The following is a 23,063-nucleotide window of genomic DNA, read 5'->3' on the forward strand; positions in this document are numbered from 1 at the left end:
ATTGCTTCTAGCAGAGCGAAGCTGACGCAGTCAGGTGGCGGTCCCAGGGATGAATATCTCTGCCAGGACGACGGTGCCATCGGACGAAATGGCCTCGCGCGGAGTGGAAAAAATGCCGGCACCTGCCAAGGCTGTGGGCGTGGTAATTGCGATGTAGCGGACATCGTCAGAGGACTCTCCGCCCTCTTGTGCAGAGAAGAGAAGACCGTGCGCAAGAGAGCAAAGAAACTCGAAGTCGCCTTCGGCACTCTTGAATACGAACCTCGTTTCAAGCATCGACTTCAATGTCGCCACATGGGTCATGTCCAGCGAGTAGGTCCACTCCCGCCGCGGTTCAAGCTGAAAGCGATCTTCACCCCCGCTTAGACCCAGGGCCCCGACCCTCTCGCTGCCCTTAAGGAGCACGTACTCGTACTGGGCGGGATCGCTACCATCCGATAACGCGCCCTGCACTCTCGACAGCACGATTCTGATGCCACTATCGTTCTCGATGGAGGAGCGTGTTTCCTGCTGCGGCGTATTGGTGATTGGTATCCCTTCAAAAGAAAATAACTCCATCCGCATATTTTTCGGCTCAGCCTCACGCTGATCCTGCTGGCTGCCCTGCCACGACCAGCCGCTGCAGATTCCCGCGCGTGCGCGTTACTTGGCCTCGGTGCGTGCCAAGAGGTCCCGCACTGCGTCTTCCATGCGCTTCCAGTCTTTCAGGAACGCCCTTCTGTAGTCGAGGGTGATGGAGAGCTTGTTCTCTACATCGGCGAAGTAATGGATGCACCCGGCGGCAACGGTGCCCTGCTTATGGATGACCTGGTCACCTTCAAGCCGGACACCATCTTCGCGGAAGGTGGTGCTGTCGCACTTGATGAAGGTCGTGAGGTTGCCGGCCGGGCCGCGTGCCACGTACCAGTCATCCTCGAAGCCCGGATTGCGGGCATGCGGCTTGCGGTAGCGGGCTTCGTACTGCCCTGAGTACACGGCCATCTTCGCTTCGTCGATGGCGTAAGGAGTCAGCCCCATCGTCTCAGGCTGGGCGACGCGCAGGTCCAGGCGATCCTTGGGATTTCCACGCTCCACCGAGTCAGCCTCGGTGACAGCCTCATTGGAAGACAGCCGTTCCAGTGAGGTTTCGATGGGAGCGCTGTCGATGTAATCGATAGAGACTGCGATCTCCTTGCGGAAGTCATTCGTCCGGGGATTGGCCCGAGCGCCTGGCGCAGTGGGCTTCATGTCCGGCCACTCAAGGATCAGGCTCACGCCTCCACCGGGCCAAGGCGCAATCTGGCTATCCAGGTAGTTGGCCGGAATCCGGAAAGTACTCGGCCCGAGCTCCACATCTACCGGCGCATCGGTGTAGGTATGTCCATTGATTGTGCGACCCGCCTCCGCAGCTTCTGATGCATTCGACTTCCCATCCTGTGCAGTAGGCGGCGTCCGTCCACAAGCGCTGGCGCTCAGCGCGACGGCGAGTGCAACTGTGAGGCACCGGTCGGATGACACCCCGCTCATGGGCCATTCCATTCCATTCCATTGCATTGGATGGGGTCAACTATAGGCAATGCGCTGTCAACGCGAAAGGAGACCCTGCGCCCAAGCCGCTCTGTTCCATGCGACTCCACCACCATAGGAGACCTCCGAGGGGAACATTCGGAACTTTCCGATAGCCGGGGAAGGAGACGTCGTGGCAGGCTGCTCAGTCGCGACGGCTGCAGGCGTAGCAGTGGAGCCCAATACTCACCTCGGAGACGGTCGAGAGAGAAGTGCCAGCAATGACATTCCTGACGCCCCAGTGCCAGCGAAGCTCCGTCTAATGTTGCGCGGCCACCCGGGGTATATCGAGCGAATTCAGGCATCGCTATCCAGCGCGGTTGGCAAGTCTTATCTGCCTATTGCCGAGCAAAGGTTGGCCGACAATCGCGAGCATCCTCTGGGCGTTGCAGTCGTCGATCGGGGTGGCGCACAATCAACGTAATACCAAGGATTGACCATGCCCCTTAATTTTCAGCCCCGGTCACACTCTTCCTATGATCCCGTGAGCGACGTTTCGATACCGCGTCCTCGAATTCTGCCAACAACCCTTTCCAGCGGGCAGCGCGGAACGGAGTACCAGTATGCGTTTATCCGCGATGGAAAGCGTATCGGTGGGTTGGGATTTGAAGGGCCAGACGCAATCGTAGAGATAGAGGGACGTCGCGAGTGGGTGTTTACGTTTGATCTCACCCATGAGCAGACGATCAGGTCCATGCTCAGTTTTAAGGACGCGTTCGGAAGCACGGATGATGATCTGACCTACCTCAGAGACCTCTCGCTAGGCTTGGTTCTCGCGTATGCGGGGAGAACCGACAACGACCAAAACCTCCGATATGTGGCGATAACGACGTCCGAAGCGCTGGCCAGCGCTGGGGTCGTCATCTTCGACACCAGTTCACTAGTGCCAGAGAGCACGTTGGTTCTATCCGAGATCGCGATACCCGCGCGCGCTGACTGAGGCCACACATTGTGACCAATTTCATCTTCTACGACTTCGCGCGAACCACGCTCGGCGGCGCACAAAACGCCATTGATGGCAGCGCATTGTCTGCCCAGCAGCTTCATGAGGTGATCTCTTACCTCGAATCACCAGGGTCGGGCCCTGATGCTGCCACCAGCTATGCGGACTACCTTGCCGGGAAAATGCAGCAGCATCCGGCCCTGCTTCCAACGGGAATGGACTATCTTGGCTTCTCGGGAAGAGACAGCGCCGGCATCCCCAACGCTGACAATGCAATCCAGTATGCAAACGACGTCAACGGACGGGCGGGCATTATTGGAGATACCCCTTGGGGGCAGTTCGTTCACGACTTGGAGGTCAGTCCCGCTCGACACCCGGAGCTACAGGTCATGGAAGACGGCCTGAGGATCTTCATGAAGGCGCAGGGCACTGTGCCTTTCAATGGGGAATATGGCGCAGCCCTCCGCGACATCATGTGGAACGCCGGCAGCCCGCAGTATTTCGAAAACGCCATCGCCACCGGCAAGCCCATCCTGGCCTTTGTAGAAAACGCACCCATCAACCGTGGCTTCAGCAACTTCGAACTCACCACGGCGCTCCAACACCCCGATGCAAGGATCAACGGCTACCCTGTAAGCGCCTTCGGCCCTGACCCGCTCACCTTCGTAAGCAACTCGGCCGCCGAATATCAGACGCTCGAACGGGCCATCGCACAGCAAGCTTCCACCAACAGCGGTCATCCGGTGACGGTGGCGCAAGTGCGCGCCCATCTCAAGCCAATCGATGGTTACGACGCCGCTGATCGAACGCTGTTCAACCGCCCGCTGGACGATTTCAAGACCCTTCACTTTGGCGAGATGACGCATGCGCGTGCCGATTGGGTGGCCTCGCGCAACGGCGTGGCAACCGGTCCGCGGCTTTATGCCGATCTACCCGAGCCGATACCGCAGCGGCACAGCCAACCGGGTGCACCCCGCGGCCCACCGAATGCAGCCGCAACGATCGCCGAGGTGGCAGCGGATTCCACGCCGCATGGCAGCCGCGCCGGCATAAGTCCCACCATGAAGGTGGCCGGTGTTGCCGGCATGGCGCTACTCGCGCACGACTTCGCAACGTCCGGGCACAAGTGGGTGGAGCTCGATGCCCGAGGCAATGTGGCAGGCGCTGATTCCACCGCAGCCCACTTCGTCGGTCGCAATGTGGGCGGGGCGCTGGGCGGCTTTGTCGGCGGCGCCGGCGTTGGCCTCGCGTCGGGCTCGTGGGCGGGTCCGGGTGCCATCGTCGTCGGTATCGGCGGCGGCGTCCTTGGTGCCCACCTAGGCGAACGATGGGCTGAGCAGAAAGACATCGAGCGCATCTACACCCAAGTGGACCCCATGGGCCGCACCTGGACCCGCGACCCGGCCGACCCGGAAGGGCGCTGGCTGCGGGGCGCCCATCAGCAGCAGGTGCAGAGCAGCAACCTGGGCAACGGTGTGGAAGTGCGCCCGGTGCAGACCGCGCAGGGTGACGATGTCACCTTCCGCGCCAGCTATGTGGCCAGCGGCACGCTGGAGCGCCAGTTGAACTGGCAGGCTGCCAACGCTTCGTACGAGCTGGGGCTGGCCAATCCGCCGCCGCCGCAGGACCCGTACCGCTTGAGTGCCAGTGGCGAGCAGTCGCCACCGCGCGCACCCGTCGAAACCGAGCGGACGTTTGTACGTGACCCCATCTCCCGGCGGTGGGAACTGGAGATCAAGCAAGTGGTGGATGGGCGCGTGCCCGTCACACGGCACGAAGCCGTCTCGCCCGAGCGCGCGCAGGCGCTCGATGAGCAATCGCGGACCGTGATTGCTCAGAACGCTGCCAATACACCTGCTGCCATGGCGGCGCGCTACATGGTCGCCTACGAGCAGGGGCGCTGGAGCGACTTCGGCGACGCGGAAAACCCTTCCATTCCGCACGCCATCCAGCATGCACAAGCCAGTGCCGACACGCTGCAGGCCAGTGACGGCAACAGCTACACCCGCGAGCTGGACGGCCGCTGGATCAGCAAGGGTCTCGTCTTCGATAGCACCGCAAACCGCAACGTGAGCGAACAGCTGGATGTGACCTGGCAGAGCCAGCAAGCGGGCGTAGCCGGGTTGGATAGCGTGGCCCAGGAAATCAGGGCCAACGTGCAGGTGACGCCCGAAGGCATACGCGGCCAGGTCGCGGCGCTGTATGCGCACTACGGCATTGAACGAACCGAGGAGCAGCTGGCCGCAACGGCGGTGGCCGTGGAGCAGAATCTCGCCAGCAACGGCCGACAGGCCGACCTCGTTCTGGAGCTGATCCCTGACCCGCGCACCCGTGCGCCCAGCGCGGAGAGCGTCATCGCCGCGTTTGGCGATGCTGGCGGCAACCGGATGGTGCTCACGGCGACCACCACCATGGAAGACGTCGCGAAGATCCAGTCTTTGCGCCAGCAATCTGCTGCACCTTCGATCGCTCGCGTGGATACCGATATTCCAACGTTGGGGACAGTGGCCGTTACTGCGCCCAGGCCGGCGCAAACCGAGCCCGATGGCGTGGCGCACCGCGTCGCGTCGGCACAGCAGCAGGCGCCAATCCCGGACACCCCCGAACTCCGCATCGACAGGCTCTCTCCTCGAGAACAGGACGCGCATCAACAGGCCTTGCGCGAGGCAAATCGCCAGGGTGCCTCCACTGCCGAAGCGCAGCAGGCCGCGACCTTTGCGGCGATGGCTGCAGGTGGTGCGGACGTCGACGAGGCGCGAGCGCCCCAGCTTCCCGAGGATGTGGTCCAGGCCGTCCCGTCGCAGGCATTTGCCGCAGCGAGTGCAACAGCCGCGCCCGCGCAGAGCGCAGCGGCTGCCATCGCCGCCGCGCCTGCGCTCCCTGGTCACGACACACAGCCCAAGCAGCATGCCGCGCCCCGGCCGCCCACGGAGGACGCAGCTTCCACGGTGGAGCAACAGCGAAGCAGGGAAGACACTGCCCGCAACGCTGAGCATGCAGACCAGTTGCACCGGGAAGACAATGCGCTGCATCGTCAACAACAACCCGCGCCGCAGGCGGCGGATTTCGTCTCTATGCCAGAGCGATCAGAACGAACAGTGCTGCCGACAACTGAGGCGCCGGAGCGCGCGTCCGCGGCCGGCCAAGCGCAGGAAGCAGAGCTGCTGAAATCCCGAAACGAAGCCCCAACCCGCAACGAAAATGCCGAAGGCACCCGTCAGCTTCCGACGGCCACAAGCGAAGCGAGTGTCGCGCCTGAGACCGAAGGTCCGAGGCTTCACACAGCTGAAACTGCGGAGCTGCAGGCAGCCCGTTTCAACGCGGAGCCGTCTCCGACCGATGCAGCGGAGCACGAACGGCTGGCTGCGCCCGAGAATGCCCGCCCATCCGAAGAGCTTGCCAACGCACAGGTGGCGCCAACGGAAGTGCCTCCACCACAGGAAGCCCGGACCGAGACGCCAGCACCACCCGACAAGGCAGCACCCTGGACACCCGTCAACCCGCACCACCCGGACCATGCGCTCTACCAGCAGATCCGCAAGGAAGTCGCCAGGCTGGACGAGTCGCACGGACGCAGCTACGACCAGACCAGCGAGCGCCTCACCGGCAGCCTGTTGGTGCTGGCCAAGAGCAACGGTCTGGACCGGGTGGACCACGTGGCGCTGAGCAACCCCACGGCCCAGCAGCCCGGCGCGCATACCGTATTCGTCGTGCAGGGCGACATGGGCAACCCCGGTCACCTACGCGCGGGCATGCCAACCGAACAGGCGGTGAAGACCCCTTTTGAGGAATCGCTGGAGCAGTTTGACGTGGCCGCGCACGAGCAGGAACAGCGCAACCAGCAACTGAACCTCCAGCGGCAGTTTGAAGACGACAAAGTGCAGCATGACATGCAAATTGCGGCCGCCAGCGTAGGCGGCTAGCTCACCCACCTCCCGGCGCCGGCGCCTGGCTCAGCTGTTCAGCAGCAGCCCAACCGGCGGCCACACCACATGCGCGCGGTCCAGGTCGTAGTCGTTGCCGAACGCCAGCGCCGTCTCACCGTTTGGGACTGGGCCGAACCCGACACCCTTGGCCGCGCCTGTTAAGATGGCCGGCCAGCCAGCCTGTCCACGTCTTCCGATAGTGGTCGGCCGCTTCCAGCGGCCCGCGAGCCAGGACACCTCCCGTGCCCATCCAAGGAAGCTCGCATGCACCCTCGTTCCCTGTTCCGTTCGGCCGCCCTGGCCCTTGCCGTCAGCCTGACTCTCGGCACTCCGTCGGCCCTTGCTGCTGAGCCGACCACTGCCGCAGCCGCCACCAACGCCGCTGTCCAGCGCAAAGCCGTCGCCCAAGGCCTCTACGAGCTGGCTTTCAGCGCCAAGCAGAACGCCGTGTTCGTCGCTTCCTCGGGCGGCTTCGGTGATGCCGCCGGTCCGTCCCAGGTCCTGCGCCTGAACCCGGAAACCCTGGCCGTCGAAATCGCCATTCCGCTGGAGCGCAAGGCGTTCGGCGTGGTGTTGGACGACGCCAACAACCGCCTGTATGTCGGCAACACCGTCGATACCTCGGTCACCGTGGTCGACACCGCCACCAATAAGTCGGTCGGCATCGTGCAGCTGATGGAAAAGAAGGTCGGCAAGGATGGCAAAGCCGCCTACACCCACGATCTGCGCGAGCTGGTCGTCGATGGCGCCAACAACCGCCTGTATGTCACCGGACACTCCGGTGAGGGCAGCGTGCTGTTCGTGGTGGACACGAAGTCGCTGAAGGTCATCAACACCATTCAGGGCCTGGGCAATGCCAAGGCGCCGGGTCTGGCGCTGGATGCCAAGGCCAAGCGCGTTTACACCTCCAACCTGCTGGCCGAGGTCGTCACAGTCGGTACCGACAGCGGCAAGGTCGAGCAGCGCTTCAAGGTCAGTGCGGAGCAGCCGATGAACATCGCGCTGGACCCGGCCGGCAAGCGCCTGTTCGTGACCGACCAGGGCTCGGAGATGATCCGCAAGTACCAGGCCAGCAGCTCGGGCTTTGAATCGAAGCATCCGGGCCAGCGCGTGCTGGTGCTGGACCGTACCACCGGCAAGGAGCTGGCCAGCATCCCGACCGACGCCGGCCCGCTGGGCATCCTGCTGGATGCGCCGCGCAAGCGCCTGTACGTGACCAACCGCGATGGCGGCACCGTGACGGCGTACAACAGCGACACCTACAAGCAGGTGGCCACGTACGCGGTGCCGACGCACCCGAACAGTCTGGCGCTGGATGCCAAGAAGAACGTGCTGTACGTGACCGTCAAGAACGGTGACAGCGAGCCGAAGGGCAGCGAAGAGTCTGTTGCCCGGATTGCGCTGTAGCGCACCACCGTTGGAAAGGACCGGCCGCTTGGAGCGGCCGGTTTCGTACGCGTTGCATTGGATGGACTGTCCCCCGTAGGCCATGATGCGAGACTGGCGCAACGCCCTCGGCATCCGTACGCATGAACAGATCAAGGATGGCAGTTAGACCTATATCGACACACGAGGTGGACGTGGTCAGGCGCGCCGTACAGTCCGCGCCGGTGGAGGGCATGAAGCTCCCTTCACTGGAAGACCTGGAATCCCTCAACGTAGTAAGTCGTTGTGCCTGCGGCTGTGCATCCGTGGACTTCAAGCTCCTCGGGGCGGGAGAGATCGCCGAGCTGGTGGCCGACGCGATCGGCGAGACATCCAGCGGGGAGGAGGTGGGCGTGCTTGTCTTTGGCCTCAATGGCCGGATTACCGGCTTGGAGATCGTGGGGTACTCGGATTCTCCGGCGGACCTGCCCATTGCGTCGACGGTGCGTCGTCCGATTGAATCCGTCGACCGACGTCAATGAATCGTGGCATCAGCACTGTCTGAGACGCCTCGCTGTGCGACGCCCTGTCTACGGAACCGTGCGCCCACGCAACAACGCATAACTGGTGCAGCGCACACAACGCTCAGTCCACGGTGTTTGCCGCAGTGCAGCGCTCAATGCCGCGCGGGATGCGGGGTGCCCACCTAGGCCATGCAGCAGCAGGATGACGGTCAGCCCGCAGCAAGCGACCTCTTGAGGGCCGGGCAGCCCGGCTGGCGTGCCGGTGCCAGCCTCCGGCGTGATCTCATGACAATCCATGTACCGGCTCCCGCCCTCGACGATGCCCCATCGCAACTATCGTCCTGAGCTGTCGCAGATCCTGAGATCGTGGGCCCGGTTCCTCCCTCTCACCCCTGAACACCCCGGCCGGTATCAGTCAGCCCTGTGCACGTAACGTCAGCAACATCGCGCTTTCTTTCACGGCTCACCCAACCCCGTCTCCCTAGGATCGATTCTTCCTTCCCCATCGCTCCAAGGAGTTCCCATGGCTGCTTCCCGCGTTCGCCTGCACGTTGAAGATTCCGGTGGTACCGGCCGCCCGGTGGTGCTGATCCACGGCTGGCCGCTCTCGGCCGAATCGTGGAAGGCGCAGGTTCCCGCGCTGCGCGATGCGGGCTACCGCGTGGTGGCCTATGACCGCCGGGGCTTCGGGCGCTCGGACAAGCCGGCCGATGGCTACGAGTACGACACGCTCGCCGACGATCTGGCCGGTGTGATCGAGGATCTGGACCTGAAGGATGCCACCCTGGTCGGCTTCTCGATGGGCGGTGGTGAAGTGGCGCGCTATGTCGCCAAACATGGCGAATCGCGCCTGCACAGTGTGGTGTTCGCCTCGGCGGTGCCGCCGTACCTGCTCAAGACCAGCGACAACCCCGAGGGCCCGCTGACGAAGGAGAAAGCGGATGAAATGCGCGAGGGCCTGGAGAAGGACCGCGACACGTTCTTCGATGGTTTCACCAAGGATTTCTTCAGCGCCAACGGCGAGCTGAAGGTCAGCGAGGAAGAGCGCCAGGCCGCGATCACGCTGTGCAAGCAGTCCGACCAGACCGCGGCGCTGGGTTGCATGAAGGCGTTCGGCACGACCGACTTCCGTGGCGACCTGGAGAAAGTCACGGTGCCGACCCTCGTCCTGCACGGCGACAGCGACGGCACGGTGCCGTTCGAAGGCTCGGGCAAGCGCACGCATGAGGCCATCGCGGGCAGTGAGGTGGTGGTGCTGAAGGATGCGCCGCACGGCTGCAATGCCAGCCACGCCGAGGCGTTCAACAAGGCGCTGCTGGATTTCCTGAAGAAGTAAGTCGCAGGACGTCCGCAGATAGCGCCCGGCACGTTGCGATCACGTGTCGGGCGTTCTTGTAAGCTGCACTCGCTGAGCGGAATGCAGCGTTAATCCAGTCGAGACCGCACATGGCCCAGTCCCAGACACCGCCCTGGAAGAAGCCCAGTCCCAATGGGAAGAAAAAGTCGCAGCCGCTTTCCCAGGCACAGAAGGATGCGGCACGTCAGCGCGCCGAGGAAAACGGGCGGCGCTATCCCAATCTGGTCGACAACATGTGGGCGGCCAAATTGCCCCGGGGCAGTTGAGCGACGGCTGACTCAACGCTTGACCGCAAGCACCCCATCCATCGCCAGCTCGGCCTTGAACCCCGCTTTCTCCAGCCGCTTGGCGACCTCGCGCGGCACGTCGCGGCCGCTGGTCAGCTTGTTCGGCGCACCGGTGTAATGGAACATCCGGCCGCCCTTGCGGATGACGCGTGCGAGCTGGTCGTAGAACACCTGCGAATACAGCTCACCGGCAATGCCGAAGCGCGGCGGGTCGTGCAGGATCGCGTCGACCGAGGCGCTCTCCAGCCCTTCGATCTCCTGCGACACATCGCCCTGGCTCAGTGACAGCCGGCCGCCGCTGCTCTCCGCCTCCGGGTCTGGCGACCACGGGTTGAGCGTACGCAGCCACAGCACGTCCGGATTCTTCTCGAACGAGCGGATGCGGATGACGCCCCCTTCCAGGCAGCACGCGGCGAAATAGCCCAGGCCGCCGCAGGTATCGAGCACGGTCTTGCCGGCCGGGGCGATCAGCGCGACCTTGCGGCGGGCATCCTCGAACGGAGACACCTGCGCGCTGGGCAGCATCTTGATGCCGTCGATCTCGAAGGTCGGCGCGTCCCAGTCGGTCGGCACCAGTTTGATCAGCGCCGAGCCGAAGCGCGAGATCGCCAGGAACTCCTCGCCGTCCCAGTAGTACAGGGTGCGGTCCTTGGTCTTGCCGGGATAGGCATAGGTCTCGCCTTTCCACTGCCAGTGGTCGGCCGCCAGCAGGGCGGTGCCGGTGGAGCGGCCGAGGTCGAGCGAGCCGGTCCATTCCCCGGGGCCGGCATCGCGGGCGCGGGTCAGGGTCTCGGCGAGCGGGCGGGTCAGCAGGGGGCCGGTGTAATGGGGCACGGGATCGGGGCCGCGGCGCGGGCGCCAGGCGGTCTGTCAGTCAGGGGTGGGCATCGTACCTGAGAAGGCCGTCGCGGGCCCTGATGCACTCCCCCAGACCGGGAATCCGACCCTTCCGTGCGCGTGTGTCCGAGGCGCTGGCAGGGAGTGCGCTGATCGTGGCGGGCCGAGGACTTTGGATACTTGGGTCATGTCCTACGACCACCTCCTCTGGCCCACCGGCACCGCGTACTTCTTCAGTGCGCACCTGCGCGATCGCAGCAGCAGCCTGCTGGTGGAGCAGGCACAGGTCCTGCGGCTGGCGTTCCGGGTGGCGCAGCAGGCGCGCCCATTCCGGATCAACGCGATCGTGGTGCTGCCGGATCACCTGCATGGGGTGTGGACGCTGCCGGAGGGCGACGAGGAGGGCCATCGTCGCTGGTCGCAGATCCAGGCGATCTTCGACCGCCAGCTGCCTGTGGCCGAGCCGCGCCTGCAGCTGCGCCGGGATCGCAGTCTGCGGCCGCTGTGGCACAACGGTTTCCGCGAGCATCGGATCGTGGACGCCGACGACCTGCAGCGGCATGTGGCCTATGTCCACCACAACCCGGTCAAGCACGGGCATGTGCGCGATGCGACGCAGTGGCCGTACAGCTCGATCCATCGCGGTCGCCGTGATCCGGAGACGCCATGTTGAAGTACGGGGAGGGGATGCCCGCCTGTGTAGGCCTGCGGGTGGGGCGGTGTCGGGGATGGGTGTTGCGGGCCGGGCTACCGGTGCGGGCGGGCGGTGATCGCTGCCTGCCGCCGGTGGTCCGGCGGGTGGGGGTATCGAGCGCGGATGGTCAGGGGCATTTCACCGGGAACACCGGGCCGGCGCCGATCAGGACCAGGGCCATGTAGTCGCTGTCCTTGGCCTTGCCCTTGAGCGTGGCACCCGGATTGAACTTGAAGATGCCGAAGCCGCCACCGGGGCGGACCAGCGCTTTGTTGATCTGATCCGCATCGTCGCGGAAGAACTGTGCGATCTCGGCGCGGCTGGATTCCTGCAGCGGCGTGGCGTCGCGCTGCCATTGCTCATCGCGGTTAAAGGATACGTAGTACTGGCCGCTCTGCTGCTCGATGCGGAACTCGGCCGGCTTGCGCGCGTGGGTGGCATAGCAGCCCAGCATCGGATCGGAGGAGAACACGCCGGCGCTGTTGTCGCTGCCGCAGCCGGTCAACAGGAGCGGGGTCAGTAGGAGCAGGCAGGGGAGCAGGCGCATGGCGGATCCTGGCGGCGGGTGGTGGGGCATTGTAGGCACCGCCGCGCAGGATCCGGTGTAGAGATGCTTCGTCATCTCACCGAAATGGTACCGGTGCTTTGACCGCATTGCTTCGGTACACAGGCTTCCGTACCCGTGGAGACGAACCTGGGCTGGTGGACGATGCACACCACGCGAGCACTATGATCACCGGAGAACGGAGTGCCATAGTACTGGGAGAAATATGTGCTGCAGCGACCGTCTACTTGAACGCTTCCCCGTAGCGAACCGGCCTGCGAGCTCTGGAAGCGAGCTGATCCCGTTGAATAGAAGTTGACTCCAACAGCGGCGCTTCCGCTGGGGGCATTGGTGAACACGTAGTCCACTGATTTCTCTTGGTTGAGAGGCCTCTCCTTTTGGAGTGGCGGGGCATCTGGGTCGTACTCCACTACCCTGCTGCAGTGCCATCCTGTAGTACTACCGATAAAAACGGTCTCGCCGCCCATTGCCGGGAGCATTCCATCCTCGGCGCACAGCGTTTGATGGAATAATTGTGTGGAAGTGTTCTGCTGGTGATAGTCGTAGTGAAGGTTTCCGTCCTCATTCACGTACAATTTCTGCTCAACATTTACCGTTGTGCCCTTGAGGTCCGCCCACGGACTGGTGCGGATGACTACGCGTTGACCTCGTGAGTCGAACTCAATTCGGTCGTTTATCGTTGATTGCTCGTCTGCATGTGACGAGAAAGGGATGCAGGCAATCAGGAGAAGACTGAGAAATCGCATACTGACCTCGAACATAGTGGTTGTTGGAGTGTCCAGTCTGGTTCGTTGCCTACCGCCACGATGTGCCGAAGGTCAGACAATTGAAGCGGATGTGATTTGTGTTTCGGATCGCTTGCCTAGCGCACGTTCACCGGACCAATACTCTCCCTAGTGATGCAGTACATGGGCGGCGATCTACCATCGGCAATGCGCACGGGAGGGTGTAGGTTGGGGCTTCCCCAAAAGAGACATGCGCGTGCACGAAGAGAAGATTCGCCCCGTTCGATCCTCGGCGGCAGTTGAACGGCGTGCCCAGCGACTCCCGCTGCTCGGCCTCGTCAGCTTCCTCGGCCTCCCCATCGGCGCCTTCGCCGCACACATCGCCACCGCCGCCAATCACGGCGTCACCGCAGGCGCCAGCACCACCGGCGTGTCCATCGGCGTGCTCGCATCGGCCGCGGTGGGCCTGATCGCCACCGTCGGCTCGCGCGTGCGCCAGGAACGCTGGCCGTGGCTGGGCATCATCGGCGCGGTGCTCAGTGCAGCACCGCTGGTCCTGTTCCTGATCGGGATGATGTTCAAGCACTGAGCCGTGCGCTCAGTGCCGGTGCCGCCGCCACGCATTCCACACATGGGTGCTGGCCAGCAGCAGGCTGCCGACCACGGTCATCGGGGTCTCGGCCTCGTGGCTCGGCCAGCCCAGGGCGCCGGCCAGCAGCAGCAACAGCCCCGCCGCCGCGCCGGCCATCGCCCACGCAGGCAGCCTGTGCTGGCGGTGCGCGCGCCACAGCGCGAAGCCGGTCAGGGGCGCGGCGATCGCCACGAACAGGGCATGCACCCACTCGGCTTCGGCCCACACGCCCATCAGCGGGAGCATTGCCGCGAGCAGCGGCAGGGCCAGGCAGTGCAGCAGGCACAGGCCGGACAGCGCAATGGCGCCGGCATCCAACAGGGCAGAGGATCGCTTCATGGGACGTGGGGTCTTGGTCTGTGAATGTTATATAGTAACATTTCATTCCCCCTCCTGACCTGCTCCGCCATGACTGCCTCTGCTGCCCTTCGTGATTCCCGCCTGCCGGTGACGGTGCTGTCCGGCTTCCTCGGCGCCGGCAAGACCACCCTGCTCAATCAGCTGCTGTGCAACCGCGAGGGCCGCCGGGTGGCGGTGATCGTCAACGACATGAGCGAGATCAATGTCGACGCGCAGCTGGTCCGCGACGGCGGCGCTGCGCTGAGCCGCACCGAGGAGACGCTGGTGGAGTTCAGCAACGGCTGCATCTGCTGCACGTTGCGCGATGACCTGCTGCAGGAGGTGCGCCGGCTCGCGGCCGAGGGCCGCTACGATTACCTGTTGATCGAGTCGACCGGGATCGCCGAGCCGATGCCGGTTGCGGCGACCTTCTCGGTGCGCGATGAAGAGGGCTTCAGCCTCAGCGACATCGCGCGGCTGGACACGCTGGTGACGGTGGTCGATGGCGCGCGGTTCCTGCACGACTTCGGCTCCAGTGATCGGCTGATCGACCGCGGCCAGCAGGCCGGTGAAGACGACGACCGCGGTGTGGTCAACCTGCTTGCCGAGCAGATCGAGTTCGCCAACGTGATCGTGGTGAGCAAGTGCGATCTGATCGACGACGACACGCTGCAGTCCACGCTGGCCGTGCTGCGTGCGATGAACCGCGATGCGCGGCTGCTCCTGTCCGAACACGGCAACGTGCCGCTCCACGAGGTGCTTGATACCGGCCGCTACGACTTCGTCAAAGCACAGCTGGCGCCGGGCTGGATGCAGGCGCTGCGCGGCCAGCACACGCCGGAGACCGAGGAATACGGCATCACCAGTTTCGTCTACCGCTCGCGCCGGCCGTTCCATCCGCAGCGTTTCGCACAGCTGCTCGACACCGGGCTGGGCAGCGTGATCCGCAGCAAGGGCTTTTTCTGGCTGGCCAACCGCATGGACTCGGTGGGGGAGCTCTCCAGCGTCGGTGCGGCGACGCAGACCTCGGTCGCGGGGTTCTGGTACGCCGCGCGCGAGCGCATGGAGGCCGGGCTGGAAAACACCGTGCCGACGCTGCCGCCCACGCGCGTGCCGTATACCGATATGGGTTGGGCCCGCCAGCAGGCGGCCTGCTGGACCGCGCCGATGCCCAGCGTCGAGCAGGTCGGCGATGCCGGTGAGTACCAGGCCATGCGCAGGCTGTGGCATCCCTGGTGGGGCGACCGCCGGCAGGAGCTGGCGGTGATCGGGGTGGCGATGGACGAGCACGCGGTCCGCGCCGAACTGGATGCCTGCCTGCTCAACGATGAAGAACTGCGCGCCGGGCCGCTGCTGTGGCAGCTGCTGCCGGATGCGTTTCCGGCGTGGGCGCAGGCCTGACCGCCGGCGTTACACCGGGGTCAGCCGCCATCCCTCATCGGCCGCGTGCAGCGTGTGGGTCAGTCCGACCGCGTCCAGCAGCGCGCTGTCGTGCGAGACGATCATCAGCGTGCCGGTGTACTGGCTGAGCATCTGCTCGAGTGCGGTCAGCGAGGGCAGGTCGAGGTGATTGCCCGGCTCGTCCAGCAACAGCAGCTGCGGTGGCGTCTGCGCGTACAGCACCGAGGCCAGTGCGGCCTTCAGCCGCTCGCCACCGCTGAGCGTGGCCAACGGCCGCAGGCTGCGTTCGGCATCGAGCCCGAGCAGCGCCAACTGCGTGCGCAACGTGCCCTCGCCGGCCAGCGGATGCGCGTGCTGCAGCAGTGACAGCGCCGAGGCATCGCCCGGCAGCATCGTCAGCGACTGGTCGAGCAGGGCGACGCTGGCGGCCACCTCAACCTGCCCCGACACGGGCGCCAGCGTGCCGGCCAACAATCGCAGCAGCGTCGATTTGCCGCTGCCGTTGCGGCCCTGCACGCCGATCCGCTGTCCACGCTGCAGGGTGAGATCGAGGGTCTTCCACGGCGCCTGCACCCACGGCAGCCCGGCAGCGACTAGCTCGGCCACGCGCTGTGGGCCCGGCTGGCTGATCACCGGGGCAAGCAGGGCGATCTCGATGTCCTGCTCCACCTCGCTGGCGGCCTCGCGCACGCGCGCGTCCAGTTCGGTACGGCGCTCGTTCTGCTGCGCCTGCCAGCGGCCCGCGCTGTGCTCGCTGCGGTTCTTCATGCCACCGAGCAGGATCGGTGCCTGGTTGGCGGTGCGTGCATCGCGCGTCGCCCGCGCCTGGCGGTGCTCCATCCGTTCGCGCTGGTCGCGCAGCTCGGTCTGCTGCTGGCGGCGCTCGCGTTTACGCAGGGCAAGCTGCGCATCCGCACTGCGGCGTTCGTCCTGTTTCTGCGCGGCATAGAGCGCGTAGTTGCCGCCGTAGTGGCGGAGTCCGGCCGGTGACAGCTCCACGATGCGCGCCATGCTGTTCAACAAGGCACGGTCATGGCTGATCACAATCAGGCCGCCGTGCCAGCGCTGCAGCGCCGCGATCAGGCGCTCGCGGTGCGCGGCGTCGAGATGGTTGCTGGGCTCATCCAGGATCAGACCCTCGGCACCGGAGAGGAATGCGCCGGCCAGCGCTACCTGCACCGCCTGGCCACCGCTGAGCGTGGCGGCCGGCAGCAGGGGGTCCAGCGCTGGCAGGCCCAGCAGGTGCCACTGCGCCTGCAGCTGCTCGCGCAGGTCCCAGCGCTCCCCGACGCAGGTGAAGTCGTCCGGGTCGACGCTGCCGGCTTCGATGCGGTGGAGTGCGTCGAGCACCGGGCCGACACCGGCCAGATCGGCGATGCGGCCTGCAGGCACGCCGCTGTGCTGCGCGAGCAGGTGCACGGGGCCACTGCGCTGGATGCGGCCGGACGTGGGCGTGAGATCCCCGCTGAGCAGGCGGGCGAGCACGCTTTTGCCCACGCCGTTGCGCCCGACCAGACCGGCCGGGGTGCCGTCGAACGCGGCGGACAGTTCGGAAAACAGGACCCGGCCGTCTGGCAGGGTATGCGTCACGCGATCGAGCGTGAGAGCGAATGCGGTCATGCGACCTCCATGGATGCCAAGGACTCCCCTCCTGCAGGACAGGCGGGTGGAGACAGGCCGTCAGACGACGGCGGCATCAATGGCGCATGTAGGCCTACCTCGGCAACAAAGGCGACTGGCTGTCGCGCGGCCAGTATAAAACCGCCCGGCGGCCGGGCGATGAACGCGGCCTGCTCAGCAGCTCACCCCGGTCAGCCGCGCGCTGATGAAATCGATGAAAACGCGCAGCTTGGGCAGCACATGGCGGCCCGAGGGCCACAGCAGGTAGAAGCTGCCGCAGGCGTGGATGCGGTTGGCCAGCACCCGCTGCAGGCGGCCATCGGCCAGTGCCTCGCGCACCGAGTGCTCGGGAAGGTAAGCAATGCCACGCCCGGCCAGGGCGAAGGCAAGCCGCGCCTCGATCGTATTGCTGACCATTGAGATCGGCAGGACCAGCGGCGCGGCGCCCGGGGCCTGCGGTAGCGGCCAGGGTTCCAGCTTGCCGCTGCTGGGGAAGCGGTAGTGCAGGCAGTCGTGCTGCAGCAGGTCCTCGGGCACACGCGGGGTGCCGCGGCGGGCCAGGTAATCCGGCGAGGCGACCAGATAGCGTGGGAACTCGCCCAGCTGCCGCGCGCTCAGGCGCGAGTCGGCGGGCTCGCTGACCCGCAGCACGGCGTCGAAGCCTTCCTCGATCACATCGACCAGGCGGTCATCGAAATCCAGCTCCAGCCGGATGCCCGGGTAAGCGGCCATGAACTCGGTCAGCAGCGGCAGCGAGATGTCGCCGACCAGCGGCAGGCTGACCCGCAGCACGCCGGTCGGCGCCTCGGTCTGCTGGACCAGTTCATCGCGGGCGGCATCGCGCTCGTCGAGGATGCGCCGGCAGCGCACCAGGAAGCGCTCGCCCTCGGCGGTGAGGGTGACGCTGCGGGTGCTGCGGTGGAACAGCCGCACGCCCAGCGCCTGCTCCAGCCGCGATACGGTCTTGCCGGCGGCCGAAGCGGAGATGCCGAGCACGCGGCCGGTCTCGACGAAGCTGCGGGTATCGGCCACCTGCACGAAGGTCTGCAGATTGCCGAGGTTGTCCAGGGCTGACATGGGCGGCCATAGAGGAGGGAAGCGGCCACTCTAGCGGCCATCGGGGTGCGCAGGAGCACGGGCGCGCGCATCGGCTCGCAACACTGCGGTGCGCCATCGGTGGGTTCGGGCGCAGGACCTTGCAGGGCGGGCACCTTGCCGATTGCCGCCACCGAAGTCCGGAATGTGCGGAGCGCCGCCCGACTGTTTCCCCGGCGGCACAGGGCCTACGGTGGCGCTCCCCTCCTTCCGGCCGCTGCCCATGTCTGCTCGCCACGCCCCTGCCACGTTCTCCGCCCCCCGTACCGCTGCGTGCACGGTGGCCTCTCCATGAGCGGGCATGCGCTCGATCCCACCGCCGTCCCCCTCCCCGACGCCGCCACCCGCCTGCCGCTCGGCGGCCTGCTGGCGCTGGCCTGCGCGGGCTTCATCACCATCCTCACCGAGGCGCTGCCCGCCGGGCTGCTGTCGCCGATGAGCGCCGATCTCAGCGTCAGCCGCGCGCTGGTCGGACAGCTGGTCACGATCTACGCGCTGGGCTCGCTGGTCGCGGCACTGCCGATGACCGCGCTGACCCGGCGCTGGCCGCGGCGTCCGCTGCTGCTCACCGCCATCGCCGGCTTCGTGGTGGTCAACACGATCACCGCGATGAGCCACCACTACGGGGTGATGCTGGTCGCGCGTTTCTGCGCCGGGATCAGCGCCGGCCTGCTGTGGTCGCTGGTGGCCGGCTATGCCAGTCGCATGGTGGTGCCGCAGCTGCAGGGCCGGGCGATCGCAGTGGCGATGGTGGGTACACCGCTGGCGCTGTCGCTGGGCATTCCGGCCGGCACCCTGCTGGGCCAGACCATCGGCTGGCGCTGGGCGTTCGCGCTGATGTCGATCCTCAGCGTGGGCCTGCTGGTGTGGGCGCGGCTGGCCTTGCCGCCGCTGCCGGCACCGGGCGCGGCGGCGCAGCAGCCACTGGGCAGCGTGCTGCGCCTGCGCGGCATGCGCACCGCCTTGCTGACGATGTTCCTGTACGTGCTGGCGCACAACGTGCTCTATACCTACATCGAACCGTTCGCGGCGTTGTCCGGCGCGGCCGCATGGCTGGATCGCCTGCTGCTGGTGTTCGGCGTGGCCGCCCTGGTCGGCATCTGGATCACCGGCCTGCTGGTGGACCGCTGGCTGCGCGGGCTGGTGATCGCGAGCACGGTGGCCTTCGCGCTCTCGGCGGTGGCGTTCGGGCTGTGGCCGGGCTCGACGTGGGTGCTGGTGACCGGCACGGTGGTGTGGGGCGTGTCCTTCGGCGGTGTCGCCACCCAGTTCCAGACGGCCGTGGCGCGCCGTGCCGACGAGGCCGGTGACATCGCGCAGTCGTTCGTGGTGACCGGTTGGAACCTGGCGATCGCGCTGGCCGGCATCCTTGGCGGCGTGATGCTGGAAACCGTCGGCGAACGCTGGTTGCCGGCGGTCCTGCTGGTGCTGCTGCTGGCCACGCTGGTCGTGGTGCTGCGCCAGCCGCGGGCATGGGAACCGATCTCGCACTGAGCCCAGCCGCCGCACACGGCAAGGTGGGCCGCGATACCCGGCGCTATGCTGGGGCCGGGTATCGCGATGGGAGCAGCGGGTGCGCAAGGGAGTTCTTCGAAGTGCTGTGCTGGCACTGCTGTGCCTGGCCGGCATCGCCCACGCGGCGGCGCCGGATCGGCGCATCGCGCTGACCATCGACGATCTGCCCTGGCAGCGTCTGGACGAACGCGCCGAGCCCGAGCTTGCTGCCCGCCATGCGCAGCTGATCGCGGCCCTGAAGCACGCGGACGTGCCGGTGGTGGGCTTCGTCAACGAGGTCAAGCTCGAGGTGGATGGCCGGATACAGCCGGCGCGCGTGCAGATGCTGCGCGACTGGCGCGATGCCGGGTTCGAGCTCGGCAACCACACCTTCGGCCATGTCGATCTGCATGCGATCGGGCTGGCCGCGTATGAGCAGGACATCCTGCGCGGTGAGGCGACGTTGCGCCCGCTGCTGGCCGAGACCGGGCAGGCGCCGCGCTGGTTCCGGCATCCCTATCTGCGGGCCGGGCAGTCGCCGCAGGAACGTGCCGCACTCGGTGTGTTCCTGCAGCAGCACGGCTATCGGGTGGCGCCGGTCACGGTCGACAACAGCGAGTGGATCTGGGCGTTCGCCTACGACCGCGTGCGCGATACCGAGACCGATGCCGTCGCGCGCGAGGCCCGCCTGCGCCAGCTGCGCCGCGGCTATGTGCCGTACATGCTCAACAAGCTGGACTACTACGAACAGCAGGGGCAGCAGCTGCTGGGCCGGCTGCCGGCGCAGGTGTGGTTGATCCACGCCAACGCGCTCAGCGCCGATTGCGTGGAGGAACTGGTCGCGGCCACCCGTCGGCGCGGCTATCGCTTCGTTTCGCTGGAGGCCGCCCTGCAGGATCCGGCCTACCAGCATGCCGATGGCTACAACGGTGCCGGCGGCATCAGCTGGATCCAGCGCTGGGCCATGGCCGAGAACAGGCCCAAGGCCTTCTACGCGGGCGAACCCCAGGTGCCGGCGTGGGTGATGACGCTGGCCGGGCTCGATGCGGAGTAGCGTGGCCGCTCAGTCGGGCGTGTCGCCGTTGGGGTTCTGCATGTTCTCCGGTGCCTGCCCGTACTGCTGCTTGCGTTGTTCGTGGAATGCCACGAACTCCGCCGGCGGCAGCGCCTTGGAGAACAGCCAACCCTGGCCGAACTCCACCTGGCGTGCCTGCAGATAGGCCAGCTGTGCCGGGGTTTCCACGCCCTCGGCGACGGTAAACAGACCGAGCGTCTTGGCCATCTCGATGATGTGCGAGGTCACCGGACTGGTGGCGCTGTTGGTGCCGATCGCATCGATGAACGACTTGTCGATCTTCAACGCATCCAGCGGGAGCTGCTGCAGGTACTGCAGGCTGGAATAGCCGACCCCGAAATCGTCGATCGCCACGCTGTGGCCCATGCGCCGTGCATTGGCCAGGTGGGTGCGCGCGCGGCGTACATCCATGAAGCCGCGCTCGGTCGCTTCCAGCCATATCTGCTGGGGGTGGATGCCGGTGCCGTGCAGCTTGGCCGCCAGTACCTTCAGCGCCCGCCCACTGCTGACATCCTCGGCGGCCAGGTTGATCGCGATGTGCGCGCTGCGATCCTGCACCAGCAGGGTGCGCATGTCGGCGATCACGTGGTCGATGACCTGGTCGGTCAGCGCATCGATCAGTCCGGCCTCCTCGGCCAGCGGAATGAACAGGTCCGGCCGCACCAGGCTGCCATCGGGACGGCGCCAGCGCACCAGCGATTCGGCGCCCACGCAGATGCCGGTCGCCAGCTCGATGATCGGCTGGTAGTGCATGAAGAACTCACGCTTGCGCACCGCAGTGGCCAGTTCGCCGCGCAGCGACAGTCGCCGCCGCGACAGCCACACCACGCCGCCGATCGCCGCCAGCGCGCCGAGCACGCCCAGCGGAATGAACTGGCCGATCTGGTGGCGGAACGCGGCGACCAGGTCGGTGCGCGGTGCGGTGGCGATCGCCAGCCACTCCTGGTCCTGCGCGCTGGCATACAGGGTCTGACCTTCCAGGCCGCTGGCCGGCTCGCGCAGCAGCCGCTGCAGCAATGCCTGATCCTGGATGTCCTGCTGGGCGATCAGCCGTCCGTCGGGGCTGGCCACGGCCAGCCGCACGTTGGGATCGACGATCACGTCGATCAGCCGTGCCGGGTCCATCAGGATGTCGTAACGGCCGTAGCCGAGCGCCATCAGGGGCTGCTGCGGCGTGCCGGCGAGCGGGCGGACGTCCAGCGTGATGCCGGCGCCCTCGGCGGTGACGTAGGCCGGTGGCCGCTGCATGACCTCGGCCTCCATCGGCCCCCACGAGGTGCAGGCCAGCCGACCGTTCTCGAAGTAGCCGATCTGCTCGGCCGAATGCGTGAGCATCACCAGCCCGCGCATCAGCTGCAGGTGCGCGGGCGAGCAGGGCACCAGGGTGCTGCGGTTGAGCTCGCGCAAGGTGTTCAATGCACCCTCGTAGGCGCGGTGCGCGCGCTGCAGGGTGCGCTCGGCGGTGGTCTGCAACCGCACCTGCTCGGACTCGCTGGCGCGGCTCCAGGTGAAATAGAACACGGTGGCGTTCGGCACCAGGGCGCCGAGCAGGGCCAGCAGGACGGTGAGGGCGATGATCCTGGCGCGGTTCAAGCGAATCTCGATGCCTCGTCGAAAGGGGGGTTCCATGGCAGCCCGGCGGGCCAGGGCGGTCGCGGCCCCAGTCGCTATATGACCATCAGTGCGGTCGATTTGAAACCAGCGCGTCCAGGGCCGCCTGCCGAGCCGGCGCGGGCAGGGGGAAGATCACGGACCGAACTGGCTGATCCCGTCATGAGCCCGCCGGGACGGGCCCGGTATTCACCTTCGGTTCGCGCCGTCGGCCGGATGATCGCGCCGCACCCTTCCGTGCCCCGATCCGAGCCGATGAACCCGACCCTGCCTGCCATGTTGGCCCTGTTGTCGTTGCTGCTGCCTGGCCTGGCATCGGCGCGCACGGTCTATCGCTGCGTGCAGAGCAACACGGTCAGCCTGGCCACCGCGCCCGAGCCAGGGTCCCGCTGCACCCCGCAGCAGATCGAGGACAACGCCGTGCAGACGCCCAACCTGTGGGGCAACATGGGCGTCTTCAGCGGCACGCTGTACGAACGCGAGCAGGACGGTGCGCTGGTCTACTCGACGCGCAACCTGCCGGGCTCGCGTGTGTTCCTGAAGTTCACTGTTGCCACGCCGCCGGGCGAACCGGCGCATGAAGGCCTGGGCAAGGTCGGTACGCCGCAGTTGAACCGGCATGCCAAGCAGTTCAAGGCGGCGGCGAAAGCCACCGGGGTGGACGATGCCTGGCTGCGGGCGATCGCCCATGCCGAGAGTGGCTTCGACGCCGGCGCGATCTCGCCCAAGGGCGCGCAGGGCGTGATGCAGCTGATGCCTGATACCGCCACCGAATACGGCGTGGCCGATCCCCTCTCGGCCGAGCAGTCCATCGGTGGCGGTGCGCGTTACATGAAGGCGCTGCTGCGCCGTTACAAAGGCGACCGCGTGCTGGCGGCCGCCGCCTACAACGCAGGGATCGGTGCGGTGACGCGCTACAAGGGCGTGCCCCCGTATGCCGAGACGCTGGCCTACGTGGAGAAGGTCAGCGCGCTGTATGTGCGGTATCGCGAGGCGATGGGCTTCAAGGTGGAGACGCCGGCGAAGTAG

Annotated in this window: 20 protein-coding genes; 12 read left to right on the forward strand and 8 right to left on the reverse strand. The window is 66.2% G+C overall.

Annotation, left to right across the window (positions count from 1 at the left end; genetic code table 11):
• Positions 1-30: 30 nt before the first annotated feature.
• Positions 31-558 (reverse strand): hypothetical protein, encoded by a 528-nt coding sequence (locus HDC96_RS17515; protein ID WP_179461063.1) that lies wholly within the window; start codon positions 556-558, stop codon positions 31-33.
• A gap of 84 nt (positions 559-642) precedes the next feature.
• Positions 643-1,506: a hypothetical protein gene (locus HDC96_RS17520; RefSeq protein ID WP_179461064.1), complete on the reverse strand. Its 864-nt coding sequence runs from the start codon at positions 1,504-1,506 to the stop codon at positions 643-645.
• Between the two features lie 523 nt (positions 1,507-2,029).
• Here HDC96_RS17520 and HDC96_RS17525 point away from each other — a divergent pair.
• The 6 genes from HDC96_RS17525 to HDC96_RS17550 all read left to right on the forward strand — a co-directional run bounded on the left by HDC96_RS17525 (position 2,030) and on the right by HDC96_RS17550 (position 9,926).
• Positions 2,030-2,485: a hypothetical protein gene (locus tag HDC96_RS17525; protein WP_179461065.1), complete on the forward strand. Its 456-nt coding sequence runs from the start codon at positions 2,030-2,032 to the stop codon at positions 2,483-2,485.
• Positions 2,486-2,496: 11 nt separating this feature from the next.
• Positions 2,497-6,411 (forward strand): XVIPCD domain-containing protein, encoded by a 3,915-nt coding sequence (locus HDC96_RS18480; RefSeq protein ID WP_179461066.1) that lies wholly within the window; start codon positions 2,497-2,499, stop codon positions 6,409-6,411.
• Positions 6,412-6,678: 267 nt separating this feature from the next.
• Entirely contained in the window at positions 6,679-7,821 is a 1,143-nt protein-coding gene (locus tag HDC96_RS17535) for a YncE family protein (RefSeq protein WP_179461067.1), read from the forward strand.
• A 212-nt stretch (positions 7,822-8,033) separates the two neighbouring features.
• Positions 8,034-8,321 (forward strand): hypothetical protein, encoded by a 288-nt coding sequence (locus tag HDC96_RS17540; protein WP_179461068.1) that lies wholly within the window; start codon positions 8,034-8,036, stop codon positions 8,319-8,321.
• Between the two features lie 505 nt (positions 8,322-8,826).
• Positions 8,827-9,639, forward strand: coding sequence for an alpha/beta hydrolase (locus HDC96_RS17545; RefSeq protein ID WP_179461069.1), 813 nt, complete (start codon positions 8,827-8,829; stop codon positions 9,637-9,639).
• A gap of 110 nt (positions 9,640-9,749) precedes the next feature.
• The gene (locus tag HDC96_RS17550; protein WP_179461070.1) at positions 9,750-9,926 is read left to right on the forward strand and encodes a hypothetical protein; all 177 of its coding nucleotides are present in this window, start codon (positions 9,750-9,752) and stop codon (positions 9,924-9,926) included.
• Between the two features lie 12 nt (positions 9,927-9,938).
• On the opposite strand, the gene HDC96_RS17555 is transcribed toward HDC96_RS17550, so the two are convergent.
• Positions 9,939-10,781, reverse strand: a complete 843-nt coding sequence (locus tag HDC96_RS17555) for an MnmC family methyltransferase (protein WP_179461071.1) — start codon at positions 10,779-10,781, stop codon at positions 9,939-9,941.
• A 190-nt stretch (positions 10,782-10,971) separates the two neighbouring features.
• On the opposite strand from HDC96_RS17555, the gene HDC96_RS17560 reads away from it, so the two are divergent.
• Entirely contained in the window at positions 10,972-11,457 is a 486-nt protein-coding gene (locus tag HDC96_RS17560) for a transposase (protein ID WP_176990480.1), read from the forward strand.
• Between the two features lie 148 nt (positions 11,458-11,605).
• Here HDC96_RS17560 and HDC96_RS17565 read toward each other — a convergent pair whose 3' ends face one another.
• A complete protein-coding gene (locus HDC96_RS17565; RefSeq protein ID WP_179461072.1) occupies positions 11,606-12,025 on the reverse strand; it encodes a hypothetical protein in 420 nt (139 codons plus the stop codon).
• Between the two features lie 993 nt (positions 12,026-13,018).
• Here HDC96_RS17565 and HDC96_RS17570 point away from each other — a divergent pair.
• The gene (locus HDC96_RS17570) at positions 13,019-13,357 is read left to right on the forward strand and encodes a hypothetical protein (RefSeq protein ID WP_179461073.1); all 339 of its coding nucleotides are present in this window, start codon (positions 13,019-13,021) and stop codon (positions 13,355-13,357) included.
• A gap of 9 nt (positions 13,358-13,366) precedes the next feature.
• Here the strand turns inward: HDC96_RS17570 and HDC96_RS17575 are convergent, their stop codons facing one another.
• On the reverse strand, positions 13,367-13,738 hold the full coding sequence (locus HDC96_RS17575; RefSeq protein ID WP_179461074.1) for a MerC domain-containing protein: 372 nt from the start codon (positions 13,736-13,738) through the stop codon (positions 13,367-13,369).
• Between the two features lie 69 nt (positions 13,739-13,807).
• On the opposite strand from HDC96_RS17575, the gene HDC96_RS17580 reads away from it, so the two are divergent.
• Positions 13,808-15,139 carry a GTP-binding protein gene (locus tag HDC96_RS17580; RefSeq protein ID WP_179461075.1) on the forward strand — a complete coding sequence of 444 codons (1,332 nt, stop codon included), beginning with the start codon at positions 13,808-13,810 and terminating at the stop codon, positions 15,137-15,139.
• A 9-nt stretch (positions 15,140-15,148) separates the two neighbouring features.
• Here HDC96_RS17580 and HDC96_RS17585 read toward each other — a convergent pair whose 3' ends face one another.
• Together HDC96_RS17585 and HDC96_RS17590 are read right to left on the reverse strand one after the other, a co-directional pair.
• Positions 15,149-16,759, reverse strand: a complete 1,611-nt coding sequence (locus HDC96_RS17585; protein ID WP_179461076.1) for an ABC-F family ATP-binding cassette domain-containing protein — start codon at positions 16,757-16,759, stop codon at positions 15,149-15,151.
• A 174-nt stretch (positions 16,760-16,933) separates the two neighbouring features.
• On the reverse strand, positions 16,934-17,836 hold the full coding sequence (locus tag HDC96_RS17590; RefSeq protein WP_179461077.1) for a LysR family transcriptional regulator: 903 nt from the start codon (positions 17,834-17,836) through the stop codon (positions 16,934-16,936).
• A 309-nt stretch (positions 17,837-18,145) separates the two neighbouring features.
• Here HDC96_RS17590 and HDC96_RS17595 point away from each other — a divergent pair, with 309 nt between their 5' ends.
• Together HDC96_RS17595 and HDC96_RS17600 are read left to right on the forward strand one after the other, a co-directional pair.
• Entirely contained in the window at positions 18,146-19,348 is a 1,203-nt protein-coding gene (locus HDC96_RS17595) for an MFS transporter (RefSeq protein WP_179461078.1), read from the forward strand.
• Between the two features lie 106 nt (positions 19,349-19,454).
• Positions 19,455-20,402, forward strand: coding sequence for a polysaccharide deacetylase family protein (locus HDC96_RS17600; RefSeq protein WP_179461079.1), 948 nt, complete (start codon positions 19,455-19,457; stop codon positions 20,400-20,402).
• 9 nt (positions 20,403-20,411) lie between these two features.
• Here HDC96_RS17600 and HDC96_RS17605 read toward each other — a convergent pair whose 3' ends face one another.
• Positions 20,412-22,016, reverse strand: coding sequence for an EAL domain-containing protein (locus tag HDC96_RS17605; RefSeq protein ID WP_179461080.1), 1,605 nt, complete (start codon positions 22,014-22,016; stop codon positions 20,412-20,414).
• A 273-nt stretch (positions 22,017-22,289) separates the two neighbouring features.
• Between HDC96_RS17605 and HDC96_RS17610 the strand changes: the two genes are divergently transcribed.
• Entirely contained in the window at positions 22,290-23,063 is a 774-nt protein-coding gene (locus HDC96_RS17610; protein WP_179461081.1) for a lytic transglycosylase domain-containing protein, read from the forward strand.

Source organism: Stenotrophomonas sp. JAI102 (assembly GCF_013409105.1).
Taxonomy (GTDB): Bacteria; Pseudomonadota; Gammaproteobacteria; order Xanthomonadales; family Xanthomonadaceae; genus Stenotrophomonas; species Stenotrophomonas maltophilia_AA.

Bases quoted from the DNA above. Each gene is read 5' to 3' on its own strand.
- HDC96_RS17515 (WP_179461063.1), bottom strand. From the start codon at position 558: ATGGAGTTATTTTCTTTTGAAGGGATACCAATCACCAATACGCCGCAG.
- HDC96_RS17520 (WP_179461064.1), bottom strand. From the start codon at position 1,506: ATGAGCGGGGTGTCATCCGACCGGTGCCTCACAGTTGCACTCGCCGTC.
- HDC96_RS17535 (WP_179461067.1), top strand. From the start codon at position 6,679: ATGCACCCTCGTTCCCTGTTCCGTTCGGCCGCCCTGGCCCTTGCCGTC.
- HDC96_RS17540 (WP_179461068.1), top strand. From the start codon at position 8,034: ATGAAGCTCCCTTCACTGGAAGACCTGGAATCCCTCAACGTAGTAAGT.
- HDC96_RS17545 (WP_179461069.1), top strand. From the start codon at position 8,827: ATGGCTGCTTCCCGCGTTCGCCTGCACGTTGAAGATTCCGGTGGTACC.
- HDC96_RS17550 (WP_179461070.1), top strand. From the start codon at position 9,750: ATGGCCCAGTCCCAGACACCGCCCTGGAAGAAGCCCAGTCCCAATGGG.
- HDC96_RS17560 (WP_176990480.1), top strand. From the start codon at position 10,972: ATGTCCTACGACCACCTCCTCTGGCCCACCGGCACCGCGTACTTCTTC.
- HDC96_RS17565 (WP_179461072.1), bottom strand. From the start codon at position 12,025: ATGCGCCTGCTCCCCTGCCTGCTCCTACTGACCCCGCTCCTGTTGACC.
- HDC96_RS17570 (WP_179461073.1), top strand. From the start codon at position 13,019: ATGCGCGTGCACGAAGAGAAGATTCGCCCCGTTCGATCCTCGGCGGCA.
- HDC96_RS17575 (WP_179461074.1), bottom strand. From the start codon at position 13,738: ATGAAGCGATCCTCTGCCCTGTTGGATGCCGGCGCCATTGCGCTGTCC.
- HDC96_RS17580 (WP_179461075.1), top strand. From the start codon at position 13,808: ATGACTGCCTCTGCTGCCCTTCGTGATTCCCGCCTGCCGGTGACGGTG.
- HDC96_RS17585 (WP_179461076.1), bottom strand. From the start codon at position 16,759: ATGACCGCATTCGCTCTCACGCTCGATCGCGTGACGCATACCCTGCCA.
- HDC96_RS17590 (WP_179461077.1), bottom strand. From the start codon at position 17,836: ATGTCAGCCCTGGACAACCTCGGCAATCTGCAGACCTTCGTGCAGGTG.
- HDC96_RS17595 (WP_179461078.1), top strand. From the start codon at position 18,146: ATGAGCGGGCATGCGCTCGATCCCACCGCCGTCCCCCTCCCCGACGCC.
- HDC96_RS17610 (WP_179461081.1), top strand. From the start codon at position 22,290: ATGAACCCGACCCTGCCTGCCATGTTGGCCCTGTTGTCGTTGCTGCTG.